Consider the following 22,744-nt stretch of genomic DNA (forward strand, 5'->3'; position numbering starts at 1 on the left):
GAGAGAATGCGCTTTTATATCGCCTCAGAATTTGCAAATCAAGAAATGGTTCGTAGGTTGACATTGCACTTAACAGAAGCTGGCTGGATTCATACATATGATTGGACCCAAAATAAGAAGGCAACTGATAGTAAGCGATTGAAAGAAATTGGTGTTCTTGAGAAAGCGGCTGTGAAGGAGGCAGATGTATTCATCTTGCTGCTTCCTGGGGGCAAAGGCAGTCACACGGAATTGGGAATGGCTTTGGCATGGGGCAAATCTATTGTGGTTTGTCATGATAATGATGAACTAGCTACCACATTTTATCATTTACCTGAAGTGAACATCGTGCAAGGTGATATTGGTATGTTAGGTGATTATCTATTGAATAATATTCATATATATAATTCGAGGTGAGTCGTATGGAGCGAAATAAACTGTTTTTGAAGGTTGTACAGGAAAGTGATTTTAAAAAACAAGCTTCTAAAGAGCAATTATTATGTGAAGCTCGTGAGGAAATAGAGGAACTCGTAGATGATTATGGATATGAAGAAATATTATCCGGTGAGCATGATGATGAATTATGTGAGCTTTTAGGGGAAGAGTTGTTTCAGCAGTGGCTGGATACTGTGAGAGGTAGTTCTGATATGCGTCACCAAGCCATTGCGTTTATCAATGGTCTTGGCTTTGAAATCTTGGATCTGATTGTAATACTGGAAACAGAATGCGCCATCTCAAGTGATATGTTTACATCAGAAATAATAAAGAAGATGGAAAAGCAATTATATGAATTTCCTATGCTTGGCGATATGTCTATTTTTGATTTAACAATGGAAGAAGTGGATGCTCATTTGTTACGAATAACAAATGGAAAGATTGGTTTATATTTATAACCGGTAAGGTTTATATAAAGGTAAAAAGGCACGTCCATACAACTTAGAAAATTAATACTCTTTTAGACAGAAGAGACGAGGTGGTAACAATAGTATGCATACCACTTTTTGCCCTACCATAGCCATTTCAGCTATAGTAGGTTTTTTAATTCTTATTCAAATTAAATTATCTCAATAAAATGTTATGGTATGAAAAAAGATAGCTGATAAGGGACTATTTCTCCGTTTGTATCATATATATACAGAAATAACGAACGGATAAGAGGTGAGTCTCGTGGACTTTGATATTATAGGGCAAAAAGCATATATTAATCATGGACCGTATCGCAATCAACTTGGGATTGTTGACAAAAAAAAGCCGTCAGGATACGTATTGAAAGTAGGTTATACGTATTTAGATGTTGAGTTAAAGGATTTGGTCTTAGTAGATGTGGATGTTGCACAATTTCATGATTGGTGTGAAAAAAACGGTATATAAAAGAGAAATCTCTTTTATATACTCCGTAATGTCGCCTTCAATCCATCTATAACATAAAAGTACTTCCACAACCATTTTGCCCGATGGAAACGCCAAAGGATGCGGCAATTCCTTCAGATACACCGAGCTTCTTTGTTTGCGTTTCAATATTTAATGGCATTGTACCTGCGCCTGTACGAGAAGTGAATGCAAATGCTCACACCGAGAATACTTTTTTACATACTGAACCGGGTTTAGACCTGTTGCTGCAATTAATACCAGGTGAATCACAAACATCACCAATAATTCTACGTAAGAAGCTAACATGAAATTGCTAATATTTAACAGAATGAAAAGAAAAAGAGGTCGGGACATAACTGCATCATGTAACTCTAAAGCCGAAAGAATAGAGAATAACGAACATTCATAAAGGAAAAATCCGAACTAAATCGAATTCTGTGTAGAGAATTTCGACTAATAGTTCGGATTTTTCTTTGGATAAAAACCTTTTGTCCCAGTATCTTTTAGTGTTGTTCTTTTAATGCCCTACGCCAGGGGTGAACAAGAACGTTGTATAGTAGGTAAAGCCGATAAAGAATACAGTTAAGTACGCGCCAAACACATAGATATACATACGCTCTGTTAATTTTAAATAACCTAAAAGTACAAAAAAGCCGGTTTGTCCGAAAAATAAAAGGGCTGTTGCGTGCATATCTCCTAGATAAAACATTACTGCGAAAATTCCTGTCCAAAACCCTAAAACGCGAAACATGCGGTCCATCTTTTTCCCCCTCCCCTTTTGAACGCATAATCATTTATTATTATAAGGTACTTTTCTTACTATTGTAAACATTTACAACAGTTTTTCTTATTGAGCTAAAAGCTGATAATTACAGGATTTGCAGCTGTGTAACATACTATCAGTACGCTGTAAGTCGATATCTGTAAATAATGTTTGAAACACACCCTCCATAAATGCACCATGCATATCACAAATTGCATGCGTAGTGGTAGCTAGTTCTTTAAAAGGACAATTATAGACTTGATAAAACACTTGTTTTGTCTCATTGTTCACTTTGAACTCTGGTGATAAGCCAGCTGTATGAAAAGCTTCTTTAGCAATGTTAATTTTATCCTCAAAAGATAGCTCAGTAGTATGTTGTAGTATATGCTGTTGTATAGCTACGTGCCCAAATTTTTGTCCTACTTGAAATAGCGCTTGTTTTCCAGGGTCTCCAAGACTGATTAATGCTTCAATTGCGATCTTTGATAGTGTTTGATAATCACGAAATGGAAATTGTAGCTGCACAACTGTTGTAGATACGCGGTACACTCTACTTGGGCGTCCTCCTTTTCCTGTTTTTTGTGTATCAGAAACAAGCATGTGAACATCTTCAAGTTTTGTAAGATGCAAGCGTGCTACATTCGGATGAACAGCAAACGCATCAGCAATTTCTTGTACAGTTACGTCTCCATGTTTTTTAGAAATATATTGATAAATATGATAACGTGTTGGGTCCGCCAGCACGTTTGTAATTTTTAAAGCTTGATCCATTGCTACTACCTCCTTAGATAGGCATAGTACTATTATAATATAGAGTACATATGTAATAGAAAAAATTTACAAAATTTCATCAATTGTTCAAAATTAAAGTTGCTTTTATTGTAAATGTTTATGGTCTTTTTTTTGTAATGACTATTATAAAAGATTGTTTTATATATTTTTCCCTCTACTTTATTTGTGATATATATAAAAGAGAGGAGGCGATGCTATGAATACCATTGAACAATTTGCTGATACGGTTATTAAGGAGGCATTTGAGTTAAAGGCATCTGATATTCATGTGATACCGAGACAGCGTGATGCTGTGATTGAAATGAGGGTAGATAGAGATTTAATTCAGAAGCATGTGATTGCTAAAGCATTTGCAGAAAAACTCATTTCACATTTTAAATTTTTGGCTTCTATGGACATTGGTGAAAAACGAAAACCGCAAAATGGGGCTCTTGAAGTCAATGCTCATTACGCCAATCTTCATTTACGTTTATCCACACTTCCCACACTCAATCAAGAAAGTTTGGTAATTCGCGTTCATCTGCAAGCAGCCACTAAACCGCTGTCCCATCTCTCGTTATTCCCCAATTCAGCTAAAAAACTTCTTTCACTTCTTCATTATTCACACGGACTGATTGTGTTTACAGGTCCTACAGGATCTGGAAAAACGACAACCATGTATTCTCTGCTACATACTGCACAGCATACCTTAAATCGCAGAGTGGTCACACTTGAGGATCCTATTGAAAAACGTAAAGATGGCATGCTCCAGATTCAAATTAATGAGCGTGCTGGTATCACATATGCGAGTGGCTTAAAGGCCATTCTTCGTCACGATCCTGACATTATTTTGGTAGGTGAAATCCGGGACGAGGAAACAGCAAAGATAGCAGTGCGTGCGAGTTTAACAGGTCATCTTGTTCTGACTACATTGCATACAAATGATGCGAAGGGAGCTGTTCTTCGATTATTGGACTTTCACATTACACATGCTGAGGTGGAGCAAGCGCTTCTTGCTGTAGCTGCGCAACGTCTTGTAGAAATACCGTGCCCGTTTTGTCGAGAAAAGTGTTCTCCCCTTTGTAAAAAGATGCGTAAAATCCGTCGTCTAAGTGTATATGAGCTGCTCTACGGAAAAGACTTGGAACAAGTTTTATTGGAAGCACGAGGAATAAAGGGAACGTATAGCTATCCAACACTACAGAAAATGATGCAAAAAGGCTATGCGCTTGGTTTTGTAGAAGCGGATGATCTTCAAAGAGAAAACTAAGTGGAGTTTACACGAACAGGCTGAGTTGCTTCGGCAACTTGGTGGATTGCTGGAGAAAGGCTATGCTCTTTTACATGCACTGGAGTTTTTGCAGCTGTATATGCATGAGAAGCGAAAGCAACAACTGGAGCATGCAATTCAAGAATTGAAGACGGGCAGCAGTTTGTATGTTGTATTCCGTAATTTGCAATTTCATTCTGATTTGCTAGGATATATGTTTTACGCTGAGCTACATGGTGACGTTGTTTTTGCCTTGCAACAAGGAGGAAAGATTTTAGAAAGAAAGCAAGGGCATATAAAGAAAATAAAAAAATCTTTACAGTATCCACTTATGCTTCTATTATTTCTGCTTGCTATGGTCTGGGCATTTAACGGTGTGTTGGTTCCTCAGTTTTCCTTGCTTTATAGTTCTATGCAGTCTTCTTCTCCTTTATCAGACTATATTTTCATGGTGTTGCATCTGTTACCTTATGTTTGTTTGGGATGTGTAGGTTTAGGTGGTCTTGGTGTTGTTGGATACTTTATATGTATTAGAAAAGTGACCCCAAGAAGGCGTATGGACATTTGGCTAGCCATTCCTGGCATTAAAGATTTTGTTATGTCCTTTAATTCTTACTATTTTGCAGTACAAATCAGTAGCTTACTACAAGGAGGATTATCGGTACGTGAAGCATTTATATTGATGGAAAAACAGCCACATTACCTGTTCTTTCAATGTGAGGCGAAGGTGATGACAAAGATGCTAGCAGAAGGTGAAACGCTTGAGCGTATTTTAATGCAGCGCTCTTACTATGAACCTGAGCTGGCATATATTGTGTCTCATGGTCAAGCCAACGCTAATTTAGCAGAGGAATTAGGCGCATATAGCGAACTTGTCATAGAGAAGCTTGAAAACCGTTTACATCGTTTCATGATGATTATTCAGCCCATGTTGTTTTGCTGCATTGGTATTATTGTTGCTCTAATGTACTTGGCGATGATGCTACCTATGTTCCAAATGATGAATTCTTTATAGGGAGTGAACTGTATGAATGAAAAAGGCTTTACTTTATTGGAGATGCTTTTAGTATTGGTTGTAATTTCTGTTTTATTGCTTCTAATTATTCCAGGTGTTGTTCAGCAGAGAGAGCGTGTAAACGCTAAGGGATGTGAAGCATTGGTAAAATCTACGGAGGCACAGGTGCAGGCGTATCAACTTGAGAACAATACATGGCCAACAGCAGCACAATTGGTTGACGGGGATTATATCTCTACCGATAAATGTCCGAATGGTAAGGTTATTGTTGTAAGTGATGAAGGAGCAGTTACTTTAAGTGATACGGAGTAAGCTTAGTAAAAGGCAGCAGGGCTTCACGTTTTTGGAGACCCTGCTTGTATTAAGTATTGTAGCTATATTGCTCATAGTGTCATTTGGGTTATATCCCAAGTACGAAACAAGAGTAATTGAGCATTTTTTGGAGCAATTGCAAAAGGATATTATGTTTATGCAGCAGACGGCCATGAGTCATAACATGCGACATCGGTTGCATTGGTTTTCTTCTGATTCGCGTTATGTAATTACCGGTGAAGGGGCAGTGGCAATATTGGTGCGGGATTATGATGCAGATATTAAAGTTCACTTTGGAACATTGTCACTTCCTCTTATTTACAGTGCGAACGGCAACATAGCGAGAGGAGGTACTATGTATGTCTCCTACAAGAAAAGCACATATAAGGTTGTGTTTCATCTTGGAAAAGGGCGCTTTTATTACAGTTCGATCTGACAGGGGTACTACATTGTTAGAAATGCTCGTCGCGCTTAATTTATTAATGGGGTTATGCATGGTTGTATTTCCTCAAATTATAATAGTGTTGCGGGAGAGAGAGCATGTTAAGCAACACTATTATGCCTATGCAGCATTGCGTAATGAAGTATCCGCACATTATCAAAATGTATCGATGATACAGGAAAAACAATATCGAATCTTTTGGGACGATAAACAAAAAGTATGTGTAAAGTGGGGAGATCTGCAAGCGCGGGAAAGGAAGATATGCACATATGTCAGTCAGAGGTGAACAAGGCTTTACTTTGTTAGAAATGGTGATGTGTCTCTCCATATTAGGTCTGTTTTTTGTAATTGCACCTGCGTTATTTCATGTACAATCTAAGAAAAGCGCTCCGTTTAATGAATTAGAATGGTTGTTGTATGTAGAACAATTACAAATAGAATTTAGAGAAGCGCAAGATGTACAAACTTACGATAGAAGACTTGTACTTACAGATCAAACTGGCAACGTAGTTTCTCATGTCATGCAGGGCATGAATGTGATTCGGAAAGTAGGAGACAAAGGTCATGAGATCGCGCTGCAACGTATAAAAAGTATTACTTATATATATTATCCTGCATATTTGGTTATAAGAGCGGAGGATAATGAGGGGGAGATACATACAGGTATGGTAACAACGTTTCAGAAGGAGTGATTATGTGAAGGAACGCGGTTTTGTAATGCCGGTTACCATTGCTTTCTCTTTCATATTACTTGCCTTGCTTATTCATCAGGCTAATATTTTGCTAATGGAAAAGAGGTTTTATCAAGAGGGAGAAGCACTATTAGCATTAGATATAATCATGTACCGAGCGCTTGCAGATTTACATACTGATATTGTTAATGGTCATGTGAAAGATACTTATGTATATGAAGAGGGTCAAGTAACCTTTGCAGCCATTGATTCTTCAAAATACAGAGTCGAGTGTCGCACCAAACAAAATCACGTATATAAAGCTGTTTTCAGCTATAATAAAGAAACAAAACAGATTTTAATTTGGTCGGAGGAACGAACATGAGATTGTATTTAACGGGCTTTATGGGAGCTGGAAAAACCACAATTGGTAAGGCGTTAAGTAAGCAATGGAATATACCGGTTGTCGATACGGATGAGTTAGTGGAGCTTTTTACTGGTAAAGCTATACGTGATATTTTCCTAGAAGAAGGAGAAGAAAAATTTCGGCAATATGAAACTGCAGCACTGCAGTCAATTCAAGAAGATCCTGTTATTATTACGACTGGAGGAGGTGCGGTACAAAAACAGGAAAATCGTGAATGGATGCTAACGCACGGAATAGTATTATACGTATACTGCGATGTTGAACACATCTTTAATCGATTACAAGGGGATACATCAAGACCATTATTAAAAGATCGTAGCGCATTTATTGAGCTTTTTCAAAGTAGGCAAGCGTACTATAAACAGGCGCACTACCAAATTGATACGACCGGGAAATGTATTGAACACATTGTAGAAGAGCTCACCTTCTTGATTAAAGAAAGGTGAAGCCGGACATACTGGGAATATCATTGTAAGTGGAGATGATAGTATGTCTATGAATGATTATATTAAGTTTATGACACAACAGTTTGTATCTTATATGGATAGCCCTAAAGAAGAAAGAAAAGAGAAGCGGCAACAAAAGAAAAATCAAAAAGCACCGTTTTTAAATCGCTGGTTTGGCGTTTTGCCGTTAGGTGTAACGTTATTGTATCGCAAAGCATCTGATAAGCAGTCTAAAAAGCAAGCATAAAAAACACCGGATACGGTGTTTTTTATATGAATTTTTACATATATTCATGACAAACAAGGAGGTTTTAATATGCAAAAAAAAACAAGTCTTTGGTTATGGACTTTGTTGAGTTTAAGTATTGGTATTGTAACTGGATGGATAACATTCATTATGATGATAGCACTACAAGCTATTCATAAATGAAGGTTTTAAGGTATGTATAAAAAGTCAGATAATTGTCATAAATTAATGAAAAAAATATATAAACATTATGTCAATATTGTTTTATAATGTACACATACACTACAACACAACATATATTATTGTGAAATTTATAACATGAATAAAAATGAAAACGTTATCAAAAGGAGGGGGACTATGAGTAAGTTTTTTTGCAACAATCATTCTTCGAATGTAGAGGATTCAAAGTTGATTGCGTATGCCGAAGCAATCTATGGAAAAAGCGGTCGTTCTGTACTAGAGAATTTATTGGCAAAAGCATTGATTCGCTTACGTGATAAATATCCGCACGAATCTGATGAACAAATTGCTGTAAGGGCCAATCGCGGTTTGTATGATATGTTAAGTCGCTATGTAGAAGAGTAGCTAATAAAGTGTTTCTTTTTACTAATTAGTTACAAAAAGAAAAGCCGATATTTTTGGGATGGGAAAGAAGAATAGACAAGGTAGGCAATGTCTTAAATTTATCCCAAGTAACAATACCGCAATTGGGCACTTCGTTTTTGTTACCTTCTAAAAAAGAAGTATTTATATGCAAAATATACTGCTAAATGACCTTCTTTTGTATAAAATGCAAACGATAGCATAAGCTACGAATAACTTATATGAGGGAGGGATTGCAGTGAGCAACGGAGCAGGAGGTTCTAAAAAGAACGAAGAAAATGATGCGAATCATGTAAGTGCCAGAACAAAGGCATATCAAAAGCGCATAACTGAACATCAGCAGCAAGAACATAATAATGGTCGCAAATATAACGGTAAAATATGAGTCATTGACAAGTGTCAATGACTTTTTTGTCTCATTACCATGAAAATGTAAACGTTTTCTAAAATAAACTAAAAATATAGTGTTGACAAGTTGAATTCTAAGGTGTATTATTCGGACTAATCAGAAAATAAATAATTCACTTATCAAGAGAGACTGAGGGATCAGGCCCAATGACGTCCGGCAACCACCATAACTGGAAAGGTGCCACTTCCTGCAGAATGTACCCATTCTGAAAGATAAGTCGCGACTATAGTTGACGATGTCTCTTTCGGATGAAAGAGGCTTTTTTATTGTGTTAAAGGAGGTCTAGATGTGATTGAGATACGTAATCTTACAAAAGAGTATGAAACAACGAAAGGAACTGTAATAGGGGTAGACCGTGTTTCTTTAAAAATTCACAGTGGTGAAATCTTTGGAATTGTAGGTTATAGTGGTGCGGGGAAAAGTTCACTGCTGCGTTGTTTAAACTTATTAGAACGCCCTACTGCTGGACAGGTACTGATAGGTGGAGTGGATTTAACAGCCTTACATAAAAACCAATTGCGACAAGCACGGCTTAAAATAGGAATGATTTTTCAGCATTTTCATCTTATTAGCTCGAAAACGGTTTATGATAATATTGCGTTTTCTTTAAAGGCGGCAGGAAAAAGCAAACAAGAAATTGAGAAAAAAGTAATTGAATTGCTGCATTTGGTAGGTTTAGCAGATAAGAAGGACGTATATCCAGCACAGCTTAGCGGCGGTCAAAAGCAACGTGTGGGTATCGCAAGAGCGCTTGCTAATGATCCATCTGTTTTACTGTGTGACGAAGCTACATCAGCGCTCGATCCCAAAACAACTAAAAGTATTTTGCGCCTATTAAAAGATATCAATCATGAATTAGGGATTACAATTGTTCTCATTACACATGAGATGGAGGTCGTTAAAGAGATATGCGATCGAATGGCTGTGATGCAGGATGGCAAAATCATAGAAGAAGGTCCTGTATATGAATTATTTGCAAACCCACGTGAAAAATTAACACAGCAATTCATTGAAAGTGTATTGCAATTTGAAATACCAAAGAGAGTATTAGAACATCGTAAAGGTACTATCATTAAAATCCAATTTCAAGGCTCAATTGCAGAAGAGTCCGTTGTATCAGATGTATTTCAGAAGTTTCGTGTACAAGGTAATATTTTGCATGGAAAAATTGAGTATATACAAGAAACACCACTTGGAATTTTTGTGATGGAGCTAATTGGTGATGCTGCGGAAGTACGACAAGCAATTGCTTATATTACAGCCAAAACGAAGCGATTGGAGGTAATGTATGATGCCGCTTGATAGTTTAATAGAAATTTTACCAGATTTAAATAAAGCATTTTTCCAAACGTTGTATATGGTCAGCATTTCATTGGTTGTAGCAATCATTGTTGGGTTGCCACTGGGCGTTTTGTTATTTGTGACAGACCGAGGTTTGTTTTTAGAAAACATTCCTGTCAGAAATGTGGTAGGGTTTGTGGTTAATATGGTTCGATCAATCCCCTTCATTATTTTACTTGTGGCACTCTTGCCATTAACGAAGTTAATTACAGGAACGACAATTGGTCCGACAGCTGCTTCTGTTTCTTTGTCTGCTGCCGCCATTCCGTTTTTTGCTCGTATCGTAGAAACGGCGTTGCGAGAGATTGATAAGGGTGTGATTGAGGCTGCTGTTGCTGCAGGTGCCACGCCGTGGATGATTATTAAAGATGTGCTGCTACCAGAAGCACGCTCTGGGATTCTACAAGGTGTGACGCTAACAACTATCAGCTTGGTTGCATACTCTGCAATGGCAGGTATTGTTGGTGGTGGTGGCGTTGGTGATTTGGCTATTCGCTTCGGTTATTACCGTTATGATAATGCAATTATGATTACAACAATCGTTATACTTATTTGCTTGGTACAAATCATTCAAATTGGCGGCGATCGTTTGGCAAAAGTACTAGATAAGAGATAAAAAGGAGAGCTACACAATGAAAAGATATATGATGATATTTTTGGTATTCCTAGTAGGAATGTTAGCTGCATGTGGAGGAGAAACAACAACTAAAGAAGCGGGAACATCCAAAACGATAAAAATTGGTGCCACAGCAGGACCATATAGTGATATGGTAACAAAAGCGATTAAGCCGCAGCTTGAGAAAAAGGGGTACAAAGTAGAGGTTGTGGAGTTTAGTGACTACATCCAACCGAATAAAGCGTTGGCAGAGGCGAGTATTGATGCAAACTTATTTCAACACAAAATATATATGGAAACATTTGCGAAACAAAATAATATGCAGTTATCAGAAGTAATTGTTGTACCGACTGCACCAATGGGTGTATATTCAAAAAAATTTAAGTCATGGAAAGAAGTAAAGGATGGCAGCACCATCGCAATCCCAAATGACCCTGTTAATGCAGCACGTACATTAACGATGCTACAAAGTGAGGGAATCATTAAACTGAATGCTTCTGTGGACCCGTTAAAGGCATCTGAAAAAGATGTAACAGAAAACCAAAAGAGTTTAAAATTCCAACCAATTGAAGCTGCACAATTGCCAAGGTCTGTAGAAAGTGTTGATTTGGCAGCTGTTCCGGGCAATTTTGCATTGGCAGCTAAAATGAACTTGTTAGACGCCATCCAACTGGAAAAAATGCCTGATTTATATCGCAATCGAGTGGTGGTCAATACAAAAGATTTAGATAAAGCATTTGCTAAGGATTTAAAAGAAGCTGTTGAGTCTAAAGAATTTGATACAATCATTGATAAAGAATTTAAAGGTTTTGGTAAACCAGAGTGGATGGTAAATCGTAAATAGTAAAAGCAGCGCCTTTGGAGCGCTGCTTTTACTATCGATAGAGGTGATGAAGATAGAACGTAAGTTAGGGAAGCAATAATCTGTATGTTCCAAACGGGCTAGACAGAACCTCTTCATCTAAATTGAAAGATCATATCAAGCGTTGTCCCTCTAAACAAAGGCATGTATGTTATGGAGCATGTAATTGGAAAAAACAATCCCTATTAAAAGCATGCTAAGTAGCGCCATACTAGGATGTTACTGCATGTACCGAGGCGATAAATAAAATAACCCCGCATTAATCACTTGCATAACGATTTGCGGCTCGTATTGTTCTTTGAGTGCTTGCTTTTCTACTTCAAAGCTATCGGGTAACTCTTCCTTATCTTCATAAAACTTGTGAAGTAGCTGCAAATCGTGATTCCAACGCTTTCTTGCCTCAGCTGCCCATGTGTGATCTTCCCGGGCAATGATAGCTTTTAAAGCCTCTTCTACCCGTTTTATGCCGCTTTGTGGCTTAATGATGGGACTAAGGGTAAAACAAAAATCAGGAATTTTTGGTGTAAGCGGAATCTCCTGCAATGTTTCATGAAAATTGTTCATCATCGTCCCTGTTAACAGGTGAAGGCCGAGTGAATACAGCGTATCTTTTTTTCTATCACATTGATAAGAGATTTTCATATTTACACCAAGCCACGGATGTAGTGGTGTTTGTTGTCCTTGTGCGTGTACGCGCTCATACATACGTATATAAGAGCCAAGACTTCGTGACACGCCAAAAATTTGATGTAAACGAGGCGACCCATAGTGAATAGGTTCGCCTTTCAAATCTTTGGGCGCTTTATTTTGATCTGTAATAAATGTAAGGCGCATTGGATTTGGTACGCCTCCAGTTTTCTCTAAATAATGCCAATAAAATGGTCTGTTCATGAGCAGTTTATCCATTTCAATCGTAAGCTGCACATCTAGATGATAATCTGTTTGTGCGAGAACTTCACAGTGATTGGCAGTGAAAAAGCGATGTAAGTAGTGATGAATTTCATGTTGCTGCATAGCGGTCAACTCCTGTATCGTGGCGTCGGGCAAAGTCAATAATAGATGTCAAATTATCCATTTTAATACGAATTTCCCCATCGCTTTTGGAATGGGCAAAAATGTCTTGAATGTGCTCTTCAATATTTTTCATATCAATACGTGTCAAAATTTCATCGAGCTCACCAATTACACGCTCAAATAAATCAATTTTTTCATACAAAAGTTTTAAAATATGCTCTTCGACTGTATGTTTTGTCGCCATATTGTAAATATGAACATCATTTTGCTGACCAAGGCGATGAATGCGACCAATACGCTGCTCAAGACGCATTGGGTTCCATGGCAAATCATAATTAATCATGTAGTTACAAAATTGGAGATTGATACCTTCACCGCCAGCTTCTGTAGCGATTAATACCTGTGCATGATTTTGGAATAGCTCTTTCATCCAATCTTTTTTTCCGCGCTTAAATCCCCCGCGGAACGGAACGGAAGAAATACCATTTTGTTTTAAGAACCATTGTAAATACATTTGTGAGGCGCGGTATTCCGTAAAAATGACTACTTTGTCGTCAATCTCTTTAATGATTTCTAAAATTCGCTTTGCTTTTGAGTTAAAAGGAATGCTATTAACGTGGCTCATTAATAGATGAATGTAAGGATCGACTTCATAGGAAGAGTCTTCCTTGGTGCGTTTTTCTACTAGTTTTTGCAAAGAAAAATATACAGCTTCTCTGCTACTACATGCTTCTCGCTTTAATGTTAAAGCGGAAAAAGCAGAAGAATAGGCATTTTCTTTCCAATTTTCAATTGTTGTGTATAATGCACGTTCTTCGTTATTAAATTCCACAAATTCTGTGTACACATGGCGCTTTGGCCATTCAATGCCAGTATCGTTGCGCCGATTGCGCACCATAACACCGTTTATTAGTTCTTTTAAATGCTGATCAGTTTCAAGTGTCCTATTTTTAGAAGTGTAATATTCGTCAAAGTTTGACTGATTTCCTAAATGACCTGGCTTTAGTAATGAAACAAGATTAAAAATTTCTTCAATTTTATTTTGTACAGGTGTTGCGGTTAGCAATAAGCAAAATCGTTTCTTTAAAAGCTGTGCAAATTCATAGTTTTTTGTTTTATTGTTCTTTAACTTATGTGCTTCATCAATAATGATTAAATCGTATTCCTGACTCAGTACGATATCCCGGTGCGGCGCTCGTTTTGCAGTATCGATAGAAGATACAATAACATCTACTTGCTCCCACGAATAGCTTTTTTTCTGAGCGACCGCCGGGATATGAAACTTTGTATTCAATTCATAAGCCCATTGTGATACTAAAGAAGCAGGTACAAGTATCAATACTTTTTTGACAAGACCACGAATCATATATTCTTTTAAAATAAGTCCGGCTTCAATGGTTTTGCCAAGACCTACCTCATCAGCCAAAATTGCTTTTCCGTTCATCTCTTCAAGTACAGTACGTGCAACTTCAAATTGATGCGGTAAAATAGTGAGTTCAGGTAAAAAAGACGGGGCCTGTAAACCTTCGAAAGAAGGAATAAGGAGCTGCTTTTCCGTTGCATAAGCTAGATTATATAACTCCCAATTTGTCCAAGGACCATCTTCCATTACGCGCTGCAGAAATTCGTCGTACCAAGATGAATCCGTTGTAATTGTCACATTCATATATTCACGCCCTCTACAAATTCGAAATTATTTTTTTTGCTAGAATATTGATGAAATAGAAAGAAAAATGTTAGGATAATGATGAGTCATATATAGAATCTTTCGTATTTTATCCGTAAATAATAACTTTTATTTACGTTTTCACGAAAAAACTTATGAAGATTCCGTATATCTGATAGGTTTTGTGCAAAAAATGTTTAGTTGTTTGCCAGTTTGCGATAAGGGGGAACACAGGATGACGTTACAACGTACACCGCTGTTTGATGTTTATGCTAAGTACGGTGCAAAGACAATCGACTTTGGCGGTTGGGATTTGCCGGTTCAATTTTCAAGCATTAAAGAGGAGCATGAAGCCGTTCGAACGGCCGCAGGACTTTTTGACGTATCTCATATGGGAGAAATCGAAGTAAAAGGAACGGACAGCTTGGTCTATTTACAACGTATGCTGACAAATGATATCGCACTTTTAAAAGATGGTGGTGCGCAATATACAGCAATGTGTTATGAAGACGGCGGTACAGTAGATGATCTATTGGTTTACAAAAAAGCAGATCATGATTACTTGTTAGTTGTGAATGCTGCGAATCTTGTAAAAGATTATGATTGGCTTGTTTCACATGTACAGGGAGATGTAACAGTAACAAATGTTTCCGAAGAAATTGCACAATTGGCTCTGCAAGGACCAAAAGCAGAATCTATTTTACAAAAGCTTACAGAGCAAGATTTGAAAGAAATCAAATTTTTTAAATTTAAAGATCATGTAGATATAAAAGGTATTCCTGCTCTTGTATCTCGTACGGGCTATACGGGAGAAGATGGCTTTGAAATCTATTGCAAAAGCGAAGATGCAGCTCAGCTATGGGATATGATGTTAGAAGTTGGACGAGAAGAAGGCTTACAGCCCTGCGGATTGGGTGCGCGTGATACGCTGCGATTTGAAGCAACACTGCCTTTATATGGGCAAGAGCTGACAAAAGATATTACTCCCATTGAAGCGGGAATTGGCTTTGCAGTAAAGCCTAACAAGGAAGCTGATTTCATTGGCAAAGCCGTGTTAAAGGCACAAAAAGAAAATGGTACGAAACGAAAGCTAGTGGGTATTGAGATGCGTGACCGTGGTATCCCGCGCAGCCATTATGAAGTATTTAAAAACGGTGTTAAAATCGGGGAAGTAACAAGCGGTACGCAATCACCAGGCAGTAAAAGAAATATTGGTCTTGCCTTGCTTGATCTAGAATATACAGAGTTAGGTACAGAAGTAGAGGTACAAATCCGCGGAAAGCTTGCTAAGGCGGTTGTGGTACCAACACCATTCTATAAGCGTTCTAAGTAACAGAGAGGGGAATTTTGATGTTGCATCGCTATCTTCCAATGACAGAAGAAAACAAACAGGAGATGTTGCGCACGATTGGTGTTGAAACAGTCGAGGAATTGTTTGCAGATATTCCTGAGCGCGTAAGGTTTCAAGGAGAACTTAATATTAAGGCAGCTAAATCAGAGCCGCAACTAATGAAGGAACTCTCTAAAATGGCAGCCAAAAATGCCAATTTAAAGGAGTATGCATCTTTTCTAGGAGCAGGTGTATATGATCACTATGTTCCGGTTATTGTAGATCATGTTATTTCACGTTCAGAATTTTATACAGCATATACACCGTATCAGCCGGAAATTTCACAAGGCGAGCTACAAGCCATTTTTGAATTTCAAACTATGATTTGTGAATTAACGGGAATGGACGTTGCAAACTCATCCATGTACGATGGTGGAACAGCTTTAGCAGAAGCAGCAATGTTGGCTGCCGGACATACAAAACAAAAGAAAATTCTTGTTTCTCAAGCAGTTCATCCGGAAACAAGAGATGTGTTACAAACTTATGCAATCGGTCAAAATTTACAAGTGGTTGAAATTCCATATAAAGATGGTGTAACCGATATTGATGTGCTAAGACAGGAAATGGATGAGCAAGTGGCTTGTGTTGTTGTACAGTATCCGAACTTCTTTGGTCAAATCGAAAAATTACAAGAGCTCGAGGCAATTGCGCATCAACATAAAGGGTTGTTTGTTGTATCCTCCAATCCACTTGCACTTGGGGCATTGACACCACCAGGAAAGTTCGGTGCGGACATTGTAGCTGGGGATGCACAGCCGTTCGGTATTCCTTCTCAGTTTGGCGGACCACATTGCGGCTATTTTGCTACGACAAAAGCACTTATGCGTAAAATTCCAGGACGCTTGGTAGGTCAAACAAAGGATTCGGAAGGACGACGCGGCTTTGTACTTACGTTACAAGCGCGTGAACAGCATATTCGTCGTGATAAAGCAACATCCAATATCTGTTCTAATCAGGCGTTAAATGCATTGGCTGCCTCCGTAGCAATGACTGCGCTTGGCAAAAAAGGTATAAAAGAAATTGCCGTTCAAAATATTGCAAAAGCGCAGTATGCCAGAAAGAAATTTGAGGAAAATGGCTTTACAGTGACATTTACAGGACCGTTTTTTAATGAATTTGTCGTAGATTGCAAGCGCCCAGTAGCTGATGTGAATAAAGCTCTTCTTCAAAAAGAGATTATTGGCGGCTATGATCTGGGTACATACTACCCTGAACTGCACCATCATATGCTTCTTGCAGTAACAGAACTTCGTACAAAAGAAGAGATCGATGCACTTGTGAAGGAAATGGGGGATCAGCAATGACATATCAAGACCAACCGCTCATTTTTGAAATCAGCCAACCAGGACGTATTGGTTATAGCTTACCTGAACTGGATGTAGAAATGGTGGAACTTAGCGATATTTTTGACAGCGTCTATATTCGCCAAGAGGAGCCTGAGCTTCCAGAAGTATCGGAATTAGATATTATGCGTCATTACACAGCATTATCGCGCCGTAATCATGGTGTTGATTCTGGCTTTTATCCGCTGGGCTCTTGTACCATGAAATACAATCCAAAAATTAATGAAAATGTAGCTCGCTTTCCTGGATTTTCATATATTCATCCGCTGCAAGATGAAAGTACTGTGCAAGGCGCACTAGAATTAATGTACGATTTACAAGAACATTTAAAAGAAATCACAGGCATGGACGAAGTAACACTTCAGCCTGCTGCCGGTGCGCATGGTGAATGGACAGGCTTAATGCTCATTCGTGCTTATCATGAGGCACGGCAAGATTTTAAACGTACAAAGGTTATTGTACCGGATTCTGCACACGGTACAAATCCAGCCTCTGCAACGGTAGCTGGGTTTGAAACAATCACTGTAAAATCTAACGAAGCTGGGCTTGTTGATCTTGAAGATTTAAAACGTGTTGTTGATGAATATACAGCTGCACTTATGTTGACCAATCCTAATACGCTCGGTTTGTTTGAGGAGCATATTTTAGCAATGGCAGAAATCGTCCATGAGGCGGGCGGTAAGCTATATTATGATGGAGCGAACTTAAACGCTGTATTAAGTAAAGCGCGTCCAGGTGATATGGGCTTTGATGTGGTGCACTTGAACTTGCACAAAACATTCACAGGTCCTCATGGTGGCGGTGGTCCGGGTTCAGGTCCAGTTGGCGTGAAAGCGGACTTAATTCCATATTTGCCAAAACCAATTTTAGAAAAGACAGCAGAAGGATATCGTTTCAACTATGACCGCCCGCAATCAATTGGGCGAGTAAAACCATATTACGGAAACTTCGGGATTAACGTACGTGCATATACGTACATCCGTTCTATGGGACCTGATGGATTAAAACGGGTAACAGAAGAAGCGGTTCTGAATGCAAATTATATGATGCGACGTTTGGCGCCGTACTATGATTTGCCATTTGATAAGCATTGTAAGCATGAGTTTGTATTATCTGGAAGGCGTCAGAAAAAGCTTGGTGTTCGGACGCTTGACATTGCGAAGCGTTTGCTTGACTTTGGGTATCATCCCCCAACAATTTACTTCCCGCTCAATGTGGAAGAATGTATTATGATTGAACCAACAGAAACAGAGTCAAAAGAAACATTAGATGCATTCATTGATGCAATGATTCAAATTGCAAAAGAAGCAGAAGAAAATCCGGAGATTGTGCAAGAAGCACCTCATACAACTGTTATTAAGCGTTTGGATGAAACAATGGCAGCGCGTAAACCAATTCTTAAATATGAAAAGTAAGCAATTCTTTCTTTGTATAAACGGACTTACCCCTACAAGACAAACTAGTAGGGGGATTTTTTATTATTTTTTCTTTACACTTGTGGCATAGAACAAGTTTCGTTACAATAAACATTTAAACGTTGAGTTTGTAGGAAAAGAGGGAATCGGATGAACCAAAAGGTGAGTTTTTATTTGTTTTTAACAGCATTTGTTTTGGTTGCTGCTTTGACTGTCTACTTAATTTTTGATAACGGATGGTACGGAGCGGTAAACTCTTATGTACTTTTATTTATGTACATCGGATTAGCAGTTGTAAGCTTTGGTATGCGAGAAGAAATGCTTCGTCGCTTTGAGAAGTAATGTAAAAAGCTGAACAGTTGTTCAGCTTTTTAATTTTGACGCTGTTAAAGTTTCTTGTTGCGCTCGCTTTTCTTGGTGTGTCTTAATTGTACTCCTCCCGCACTTCTATAAACAAATCTCACTCAGTAACTTAAGTTGTCATTTCCTTTTTTACATTTTCTTTATTTCTATCGCTGTTATCTGAGGAGTTACTGGCGATTGTATAGAATGTATATCTATGGTGTGGACATATATGCTTAAAGATGGTAGATTGTGGATAGAAAAGAAGTAGACGTCTAAATTAAAAAAGAAGGGAGTGGTGGCAGGGATGAAGGTTAGGGTTATATTTATTCTTTTCTTGCTATGTCTTGTAGGGTGCGGAGTGGAAAAGGATGGACAAATAAGAGAAGTTTCTTCAAAGGAAAAATCTAAAACAGAGGTACAAAAGGAGGAGGACGATATGTACACATTTGAGGTAGAAGCTCAGCCGCAAGAGAGTCAATTAGAAGTGCGCTTAACGTTAACAAACACAAGTGAAAATCAATTGATTATGACATTTCCTTCTTCGCAACAATTTGAAGTAATCATTTCGACAAAAGAGAGACAGGTCTATAAATATTCTGCCGATAAAATGTTTTCACAGGCACTTACAAAAGTCGAGTTAGAACCGGGTGAAACAAAGATTTGGAAAACCGCTTGGAAATACGATGTACCGGGCGCTAAAGAAAAAAGTTATAAAGTGGTGGCAGGGCTACAACCAATTGAGGTTAACGATGATAGTGTCAAGCCGGGTGCATTTCAAAAAGTACTATTGGTTGGGGGAGCTAAGCAGGAACAATAAACAAGGTGTCCTATGTCAGGACACCTTGTTTATTTTGCTTTAATTTTTCCTGTCCACATTTTAAAACCGCCTTGTAGCTGATAGAGCTCTTTATAGCCTTTTTTCTTGAGGAGCTGTGCAGCACGGCCTGTACGCAATCCATTTTGACAGTAGAAGTAAACAGGTTGATCAGCACGAATTTCTTTATAGCGCATTCTAAGTTGTGAGAGCGGGATGTTACGCGCGCCGAGAATATGACCTGCTTTATATTCATCCGGCTCACGAATATCGATAAGCTGTGCTTTTCGATAACCGGCACGAAACTCTTCTTCATTTAAATTTTTAATCAGTTTTTTCTGATAGAAGTACATCGCCACACTATATGCAACGAGCGCCACTACAGTGCCTAAAATGATAATTAAGCTTGTTGACACCAAAATTGCCCCCTTTATCTTATCTATCATCAATATTATAATGTTCGTGCCTATTTATGCAAGAACAAGGTTCATTTTCATATCTTTTCACAAAGTGTATCTGATTTGTTACACTAAAGTGAAAGAAAAGCTATGACTACAGCATGAGGTGTTAATTATGGAAAAAGAAAAATGGTATTATATTGATTCAGGTGCGCGTTCCGCTGCTTATAATATGGCACTTGATGAATGTTTATTAAATTGGCAAAGTGAACGAAAAATGCCTCCTATTGTTCGATTTTATCAATGGGCAACACCGACTTTGTCTATTGGTTATTTTCAAAGAGTAGAAAAGGAAATTAATATGGATGAAGTCGAAAAAAGAGGTTTTGAATTTGTACGTCGTCCAACGGGAGGCCGCAGTGTTCTTCATGATAAAGAATTGACGTACAGCGTAATTGTATCAGAAGATCATCCGGATATGCCGAAAACGGTTACAGAAGCATATCGGGTCATTTCACAAGGAATTTTAGAAGGATTTCAATCGCTCGGCTTGGATGCTTATTTCGCTGTTCCTAAAACGCAGCAAGAGCGAGATGATTTGAAAAATCCACGCTCTTCCGTTTGTTTTGATGCACCTTCTTGGTATGAAATTGTTGTAGAAGGAAGAAAAATTGCCGGTAGCGCGCAAACGCGCCAAAAGGGTGTTATTTTGCAACATGGTTCAATTCCGCTTGAAATTGACTTAGACACGCTCTATGATTTATTTTTGTTTCCTAATGAACGCATTAAAGAAAGAATGAAGAGCATGTTTTCTTCTAAAGCAGTCGCTGTAAATGCGTTAACAGATAAAACATTTACGATAAAGCAGTTAAAAGAAGCATTCCGAGATGGTTTTGAAAAGGGACTTCATGTAGAATTGCAGACGTATGAGTTAACGAACGAACAAAAAGCTGAAGTAGAGCAGCTTATGAAAGAGAAGTATGAAACAAAAGAATGGAATTATAAAAAATGAGAGGCACTAGAGTGCCTCTCATTTTTATCATACAAGGTCTAAAATTTTATGAAGGTCAATGCCTTTTAATTTTAATGTGCGCAGTTGTGCTACTATGTCTAAAATATCTTTATCAGGTACTACTTTAACCCCTTGTATTTCTAGCTCGCCTTTTAAGTCGGAGATAGAATCATCCACGTCCATGCCCAGCTCATAATCCTGACATACACTGACTGCTTTTGCAATTAAGCGGCTGTAGCGTTCCTGCCATTCTGCTGATGGTGTTTGTAAGGGAATGGTTTGGGAAGTGTTTTTCACTGTTTGCATCAGTGGTTCTTCAGCCTGCGCTGCTTCTACAGGTTTTGCTACTGTAATCGTTTTTGCTTTTTGACTTGTTTCTACAGTTTGTGTCATAGGCTGGGGCGCGGCTTTTTCAGGAACAAGAGTTAGTGTAGCTTCAGGCTCTGGTGTTTTAGGTTCGGGAGCTGTTTCGATATGGCCTTGCTTATCCTTGCTCCACATAATCCGCTCAATGGAAAGGGATAAGTTATTTTTTTTCATTTCTGTTAGAATGGCTTTCCCTACCTCAACCTTGCCTGAGAAATCCACGATTTTATATATAACGTTACTGTTCCAATCTATATCTCCGCTAATGAATAGTTCTTCGTTAGATTTTGGATTTAAGCCCTCCACCTTAATTTCCTTATTTACATTTGACTCACTATATACCATCACTAGAGATGCTGTGACGTCTAAGTCTGCAAGCATGAGTTCTCGAACCATCTTGCCTGTGCGTACTTCTGTTTTTTTCTTTAATGACATTCTGCTTCCCCTCTCGTCTTTTATGTCGTCCTTTATGTGCTCACGAAGAAATATAATACTGGTAAGAAAAGAGATGCGTCAACTGTTTCTATCTGTATTTTTCTATTTTGTCAGCTGTTTATGAAAGTTTTAAATTTTGGAAATGCGTTTAGCTCTGCATGGATCTTGTATAAACCGCTTGCACGGTTGGCAAGATGATACCTTCCTCATGTATTTTTTTAGCCAGCAAAAATTTGGTTTCTTGTGCAGCTTTTAAGTAGTGAACATCATGTACTGTTGCTACGATGGAGAAACGAAATCCGTATGGACATGCATCAAGTGAAGACATGCCCCAATACTGATATGGCTCTACAATTTCACCGTGTGGGTGACGGAGTAAATAGTCATCGTGCAGTTCATTTAATAATTCGCAAACTTCTTCAAGGAATATGCGAATACGAGTAGGATCTTCTTGAAATCCTACAACCACACTTTCGAAAATACGACGATGATGTACATTCCCGTTAACCACTTTGCGCACTTCTCCGTTTGACACGGTCATCAATTTGCCATCCATTAATCGGACGCTGACAACTCGAAATCCTAAATCTTCTACAGAACCTGCTTGTTCATTGTTTATCGTTACAAAATCCCCTTTTTTTAATTGACCTTCAAATAAAAAGAAAAAACCATACAGAAAATCTCTAATTGCAGACTGCGCGCCAAAGCCAATGATAATCCCGATAACTCCTCCAGCCACGAGCAACTGCTTTAAATCAATAAAAGGTTTGATAGCTACTAGCAACACAATAATTAAGGTTGCATATTTCGATGTATTTTTTACGACCGTTTCAATCGTTTGTTCTTTTTTCTCTTCAATGAGATTGGTTCGTTGAAAAAGCTGATGTAAAAAATAGCGTATTAACGCAAATCCAAAGTAGGAGATAAAAAATGTGAGCAACACAGAAAAGATATATGCTTTTGTTTTACTCCAGTCTAAGGAAAGAATTGTTTCTAGCATA

The 22,744-nt window shown here is 38.2% G+C and carries 29 protein-coding genes, 1 pseudogene and 1 riboswitch; of the genes and pseudogenes, 22 read left to right on the top strand and 8 right to left on the bottom strand.

The window, feature by feature from the left end; genetic code table 11:
- Nucleotides 1–6 precede the first annotated feature (6 nt).
- The 3 genes from EEJ45_RS03510 (at nt 7) to EEJ45_RS03520 (ending at nt 1,350) form a co-directional block, all read left to right on the top strand.
- The gene (locus EEJ45_RS03510; protein ID WP_124563399.1) at nt 7–396 is read left to right on the top strand and encodes a group-specific protein; all 390 of its coding nucleotides are present in this window, start codon (nt 7–9) and stop codon (nt 394–396) included.
- 5 nt (nt 397–401) lie between these two features.
- A complete protein-coding gene (locus tag EEJ45_RS03515; protein WP_124563400.1) occupies nt 402–872 on the top strand; it encodes a hypothetical protein in 471 nt (156 codons plus the stop codon).
- Between the two features lie 274 nt (nt 873–1,146).
- On the top strand, nt 1,147–1,350 hold the full coding sequence (locus EEJ45_RS03520) for a DUF3912 family protein (protein ID WP_124563401.1): 204 nt from the start codon (nt 1,147–1,149) through the stop codon (nt 1,348–1,350).
- 55 nt (nt 1,351–1,405) lie between these two features.
- Here the strand turns inward: EEJ45_RS03520 and EEJ45_RS03525 are convergent.
- The 3 genes and pseudogenes from EEJ45_RS03525 to EEJ45_RS03535 form a co-directional block, all read right to left on the bottom strand.
- Nucleotides 1,406–1,677 (bottom strand): annotated as a pseudogene (locus EEJ45_RS03525) (cation:dicarboxylate symporter family transporter); the annotation flags it as partial.
- 190 nt (nt 1,678–1,867) lie between these two features.
- Complete coding sequence (locus tag EEJ45_RS03530) at nt 1,868–2,110, bottom strand: DUF2626 domain-containing protein (protein WP_124563402.1); 243 nt, start codon at nt 2,108–2,110, stop codon at nt 1,868–1,870.
- A gap of 87 nt (nt 2,111–2,197) precedes the next feature.
- Complete coding sequence (locus tag EEJ45_RS03535; RefSeq protein WP_124563403.1) at nt 2,198–2,884, bottom strand: helix-turn-helix transcriptional regulator; 687 nt, start codon at nt 2,882–2,884, stop codon at nt 2,198–2,200.
- A gap of 217 nt (nt 2,885–3,101) precedes the next feature.
- Here EEJ45_RS03535 and comGA point away from each other — a divergent pair, with 217 nt between their 5' ends.
- The 13 genes from comGA to EEJ45_RS03595 all read left to right on the top strand — a co-directional run bounded on the left by comGA (nt 3,102) and on the right by EEJ45_RS03595 (nt 11,527).
- The gene (gene comGA, locus EEJ45_RS03540; protein WP_124563404.1) at nt 3,102–4,154 is read left to right on the top strand and encodes a competence type IV pilus ATPase ComGA; all 1,053 of its coding nucleotides are present in this window, start codon (nt 3,102–3,104) and stop codon (nt 4,152–4,154) included.
- A complete protein-coding gene (gene comGB / locus EEJ45_RS03545) occupies nt 4,132–5,169 on the top strand; it encodes a competence type IV pilus assembly protein ComGB (RefSeq protein WP_124563405.1) in 1,038 nt (345 codons plus the stop codon). Before comGA ends, comGB begins: the two co-directional genes overlap by 23 nt.
- A gap of 12 nt (nt 5,170–5,181) precedes the next feature.
- Nucleotides 5,182–5,481 (top strand): competence type IV pilus major pilin ComGC, encoded by a 300-nt coding sequence (comGC, locus tag EEJ45_RS03550; RefSeq protein WP_124563406.1) that lies wholly within the window; start codon nt 5,182–5,184, stop codon nt 5,479–5,481.
- Nucleotides 5,468–5,917, top strand: a complete 450-nt coding sequence (gene comGD / locus EEJ45_RS03555; RefSeq protein ID WP_124563407.1) for a competence type IV pilus minor pilin ComGD — start codon at nt 5,468–5,470, stop codon at nt 5,915–5,917. The genes comGC and comGD overlap by 14 nt, the downstream gene beginning before the upstream one ends.
- 275 nt (nt 5,918–6,192) lie before the next feature.
- On the top strand, nt 6,193–6,615 hold the full coding sequence (locus tag EEJ45_RS03560; RefSeq protein WP_124563551.1) for a competence type IV pilus minor pilin ComGF: 423 nt from the start codon (nt 6,193–6,195) through the stop codon (nt 6,613–6,615).
- A 4-nt stretch (nt 6,616–6,619) separates the two neighbouring features.
- Entirely contained in the window at nt 6,620–6,979 is a 360-nt protein-coding gene (gene comGG / locus EEJ45_RS03565) for a competence type IV pilus minor pilin ComGG (RefSeq protein ID WP_124563408.1), read from the top strand.
- Nucleotides 6,976–7,467: a shikimate kinase gene (locus EEJ45_RS03570; protein ID WP_124563409.1), complete on the top strand. Its 492-nt coding sequence runs from the start codon at nt 6,976–6,978 to the stop codon at nt 7,465–7,467. Before comGG ends, EEJ45_RS03570 begins: the two co-directional genes overlap by 4 nt.
- Nucleotides 7,468–7,510: 43 nt before the next feature.
- Nucleotides 7,511–7,714, top strand: coding sequence for a YqzE family protein (locus EEJ45_RS03575; RefSeq protein WP_124563410.1), 204 nt, complete (start codon nt 7,511–7,513; stop codon nt 7,712–7,714).
- Between the two features lie 357 nt (nt 7,715–8,071).
- Nucleotides 8,072–8,299 (top strand): hypothetical protein, encoded by a 228-nt coding sequence (locus tag EEJ45_RS03580; protein ID WP_124563411.1) that lies wholly within the window; start codon nt 8,072–8,074, stop codon nt 8,297–8,299.
- 256 nt (nt 8,300–8,555) lie between these two features.
- Nucleotides 8,556–8,702 (top strand): hypothetical protein, encoded by a 147-nt coding sequence (locus EEJ45_RS18300; protein WP_164464190.1) that lies wholly within the window; start codon nt 8,556–8,558, stop codon nt 8,700–8,702.
- A 137-nt stretch (nt 8,703–8,839) separates the two neighbouring features.
- Nucleotides 8,840–8,945, top strand: a riboswitch (SAM riboswitch).
- Between the two features lie 69 nt (nt 8,946–9,014).
- Nucleotides 9,015–10,028 (top strand): methionine ABC transporter ATP-binding protein, encoded by a 1,014-nt coding sequence (locus EEJ45_RS03585; RefSeq protein ID WP_124563412.1) that lies wholly within the window; start codon nt 9,015–9,017, stop codon nt 10,026–10,028.
- Complete coding sequence (locus tag EEJ45_RS03590) at nt 10,018–10,683, top strand: methionine ABC transporter permease (protein WP_124563552.1); 666 nt, start codon at nt 10,018–10,020, stop codon at nt 10,681–10,683. The genes EEJ45_RS03585 and EEJ45_RS03590 overlap by 11 nt, the downstream gene beginning before the upstream one ends.
- A 16-nt stretch (nt 10,684–10,699) precedes the next feature.
- A complete protein-coding gene (locus EEJ45_RS03595) occupies nt 10,700–11,527 on the top strand; it encodes a MetQ/NlpA family ABC transporter substrate-binding protein (protein ID WP_124563413.1) in 828 nt (275 codons plus the stop codon).
- A gap of 237 nt (nt 11,528–11,764) precedes the next feature.
- On the opposite strand, the gene EEJ45_RS03600 is transcribed toward EEJ45_RS03595, so the two are convergent.
- Together EEJ45_RS03600 and EEJ45_RS03605 are read right to left on the bottom strand one after the other, a co-directional pair.
- Complete coding sequence (locus EEJ45_RS03600) at nt 11,765–12,559, bottom strand: YqhG family protein (RefSeq protein ID WP_124563414.1); 795 nt, start codon at nt 12,557–12,559, stop codon at nt 11,765–11,767.
- On the bottom strand, nt 12,546–14,225 hold the full coding sequence (locus EEJ45_RS03605) for a DEAD/DEAH box helicase (protein WP_124563415.1): 1,680 nt from the start codon (nt 14,223–14,225) through the stop codon (nt 12,546–12,548). The genes EEJ45_RS03600 and EEJ45_RS03605 overlap by 14 nt, the downstream gene beginning before the upstream one ends.
- Nucleotides 14,226–14,460: 235 nt before the next feature.
- Here EEJ45_RS03605 and gcvT point away from each other — a divergent pair, with 235 nt between their 5' ends.
- The 5 genes from gcvT to EEJ45_RS03630 all read left to right on the top strand — a co-directional run bounded on the left by gcvT (nt 14,461) and on the right by EEJ45_RS03630 (nt 19,535).
- Entirely contained in the window at nt 14,461–15,558 is a 1,098-nt protein-coding gene (gene gcvT, locus EEJ45_RS03610; protein ID WP_124563416.1) for a glycine cleavage system aminomethyltransferase GcvT, read from the top strand.
- A 17-nt stretch (nt 15,559–15,575) separates the two neighbouring features.
- Nucleotides 15,576–16,919 (top strand): aminomethyl-transferring glycine dehydrogenase subunit GcvPA, encoded by a 1,344-nt coding sequence (gene gcvPA, locus EEJ45_RS03615; protein WP_124563417.1) that lies wholly within the window; start codon nt 15,576–15,578, stop codon nt 16,917–16,919.
- Nucleotides 16,916–18,373, top strand: a complete 1,458-nt coding sequence (gcvPB, locus tag EEJ45_RS03620; RefSeq protein WP_124563418.1) for an aminomethyl-transferring glycine dehydrogenase subunit GcvPB — start codon at nt 16,916–16,918, stop codon at nt 18,371–18,373. Before gcvPA ends, gcvPB begins: the two co-directional genes overlap by 4 nt.
- 150 nt (nt 18,374–18,523) lie before the next feature.
- Nucleotides 18,524–18,715, top strand: coding sequence for a hypothetical protein (locus EEJ45_RS03625; RefSeq protein ID WP_124563419.1), 192 nt, complete (start codon nt 18,524–18,526; stop codon nt 18,713–18,715).
- 439 nt (nt 18,716–19,154) lie between these two features.
- A complete protein-coding gene (locus EEJ45_RS03630; RefSeq protein WP_164464191.1) occupies nt 19,155–19,535 on the top strand; it encodes a BsuPI-related putative proteinase inhibitor in 381 nt (126 codons plus the stop codon).
- Nucleotides 19,536–19,564: 29 nt separating this feature from the next.
- On the opposite strand, the gene EEJ45_RS03635 is transcribed toward EEJ45_RS03630, so the two are convergent.
- Nucleotides 19,565–19,948 carry a rhodanese-like domain-containing protein gene (locus tag EEJ45_RS03635; RefSeq protein ID WP_124563421.1) on the bottom strand — a complete coding sequence of 128 codons (384 nt, stop codon included), beginning with the start codon at nt 19,946–19,948 and terminating at the stop codon, nt 19,565–19,567.
- A gap of 157 nt (nt 19,949–20,105) precedes the next feature.
- Between EEJ45_RS03635 and EEJ45_RS03640 the strand changes: the two genes are divergently transcribed.
- Nucleotides 20,106–20,942: a lipoate--protein ligase family protein gene (locus EEJ45_RS03640; RefSeq protein WP_124563422.1), complete on the top strand. Its 837-nt coding sequence runs from the start codon at nt 20,106–20,108 to the stop codon at nt 20,940–20,942.
- Nucleotides 20,943–20,969: 27 nt separating this feature from the next.
- Here the strand turns inward: EEJ45_RS03640 and EEJ45_RS03645 are convergent, their stop codons facing one another.
- Complete coding sequence (locus EEJ45_RS03645; RefSeq protein ID WP_124563423.1) at nt 20,970–21,743, bottom strand: NADH-quinone oxidoreductase subunit E; 774 nt, start codon at nt 21,741–21,743, stop codon at nt 20,970–20,972.
- A 148-nt stretch (nt 21,744–21,891) separates the two neighbouring features.
- The gene (locus EEJ45_RS03650; RefSeq protein WP_124563424.1) at nt 21,892–22,743 is read right to left on the bottom strand and encodes a mechanosensitive ion channel family protein; all 852 of its coding nucleotides are present in this window, start codon (nt 22,741–22,743) and stop codon (nt 21,892–21,894) included.
- Between the last annotated feature and the right edge of the window lies 1 nt (nt 22,744).

The organism is Ectobacillus antri, assembly GCF_003852715.1.
Taxonomy (GTDB): domain Bacteria; phylum Bacillota; class Bacilli; order Bacillales; family Bacillaceae_G; genus Ectobacillus; species Ectobacillus antri.

What these genes read in the sequence shown, in the direction of transcription:
- EEJ45_RS03510 (WP_124563399.1), top strand. Translation starts at nt 7, where the DNA reads ATGCGCTTTTATATCGCCTCAGAATTTGCAAATCAAGAAATGGTTCGT.
- EEJ45_RS03515 (WP_124563400.1), top strand. Translation starts at nt 402, where the DNA reads ATGGAGCGAAATAAACTGTTTTTGAAGGTTGTACAGGAAAGTGATTTT.
- EEJ45_RS03530 (WP_124563402.1), bottom strand. Translation starts at nt 2,110, where the DNA reads ATGGACCGCATGTTTCGCGTTTTAGGGTTTTGGACAGGAATTTTCGCA.
- EEJ45_RS03535 (WP_124563403.1), bottom strand. Translation starts at nt 2,884, where the DNA reads ATGGATCAAGCTTTAAAAATTACAAACGTGCTGGCGGACCCAACACGT.
- comGA (WP_124563404.1), top strand. Translation starts at nt 3,102, where the DNA reads ATGAATACCATTGAACAATTTGCTGATACGGTTATTAAGGAGGCATTT.
- comGB (WP_124563405.1), top strand. Translation starts at nt 4,132, where the DNA reads ATGATCTTCAAAGAGAAAACTAAGTGGAGTTTACACGAACAGGCTGAG.
- comGC (WP_124563406.1), top strand. Translation starts at nt 5,182, where the DNA reads ATGAATGAAAAAGGCTTTACTTTATTGGAGATGCTTTTAGTATTGGTT.
- EEJ45_RS03560 (WP_124563551.1), top strand. Translation starts at nt 6,193, where the DNA reads ATGTCAGTCAGAGGTGAACAAGGCTTTACTTTGTTAGAAATGGTGATG.
- EEJ45_RS03570 (WP_124563409.1), top strand. Translation starts at nt 6,976, where the DNA reads ATGAGATTGTATTTAACGGGCTTTATGGGAGCTGGAAAAACCACAATT.
- EEJ45_RS03575 (WP_124563410.1), top strand. Translation starts at nt 7,511, where the DNA reads ATGTCTATGAATGATTATATTAAGTTTATGACACAACAGTTTGTATCT.
- EEJ45_RS03580 (WP_124563411.1), top strand. Translation starts at nt 8,072, where the DNA reads ATGAGTAAGTTTTTTTGCAACAATCATTCTTCGAATGTAGAGGATTCA.
- EEJ45_RS03590 (WP_124563552.1), top strand. Translation starts at nt 10,018, where the DNA reads ATGCCGCTTGATAGTTTAATAGAAATTTTACCAGATTTAAATAAAGCA.
- EEJ45_RS03595 (WP_124563413.1), top strand. Translation starts at nt 10,700, where the DNA reads ATGAAAAGATATATGATGATATTTTTGGTATTCCTAGTAGGAATGTTA.
- EEJ45_RS03600 (WP_124563414.1), bottom strand. Translation starts at nt 12,559, where the DNA reads ATGCAGCAACATGAAATTCATCACTACTTACATCGCTTTTTCACTGCC.
- EEJ45_RS03605 (WP_124563415.1), bottom strand. Translation starts at nt 14,225, where the DNA reads ATGAATGTGACAATTACAACGGATTCATCTTGGTACGACGAATTTCTG.
- gcvT (WP_124563416.1), top strand. Translation starts at nt 14,461, where the DNA reads ATGACGTTACAACGTACACCGCTGTTTGATGTTTATGCTAAGTACGGT.
- gcvPA (WP_124563417.1), top strand. Translation starts at nt 15,576, where the DNA reads ATGTTGCATCGCTATCTTCCAATGACAGAAGAAAACAAACAGGAGATG.
- gcvPB (WP_124563418.1), top strand. Translation starts at nt 16,916, where the DNA reads ATGACATATCAAGACCAACCGCTCATTTTTGAAATCAGCCAACCAGGA.
- EEJ45_RS03625 (WP_124563419.1), top strand. Translation starts at nt 18,524, where the DNA reads ATGAACCAAAAGGTGAGTTTTTATTTGTTTTTAACAGCATTTGTTTTG.
- EEJ45_RS03630 (WP_164464191.1), top strand. Translation starts at nt 19,155, where the DNA reads ATGTACACATTTGAGGTAGAAGCTCAGCCGCAAGAGAGTCAATTAGAA.
- EEJ45_RS03640 (WP_124563422.1), top strand. Translation starts at nt 20,106, where the DNA reads ATGGAAAAAGAAAAATGGTATTATATTGATTCAGGTGCGCGTTCCGCT.
- EEJ45_RS03645 (WP_124563423.1), bottom strand. Translation starts at nt 21,743, where the DNA reads ATGTCATTAAAGAAAAAAACAGAAGTACGCACAGGCAAGATGGTTCGA.
- EEJ45_RS03650 (WP_124563424.1), bottom strand. Translation starts at nt 22,743, where the DNA reads ATGCTAGAAACAATTCTTTCCTTAGACTGGAGTAAAACAAAAGCATAT.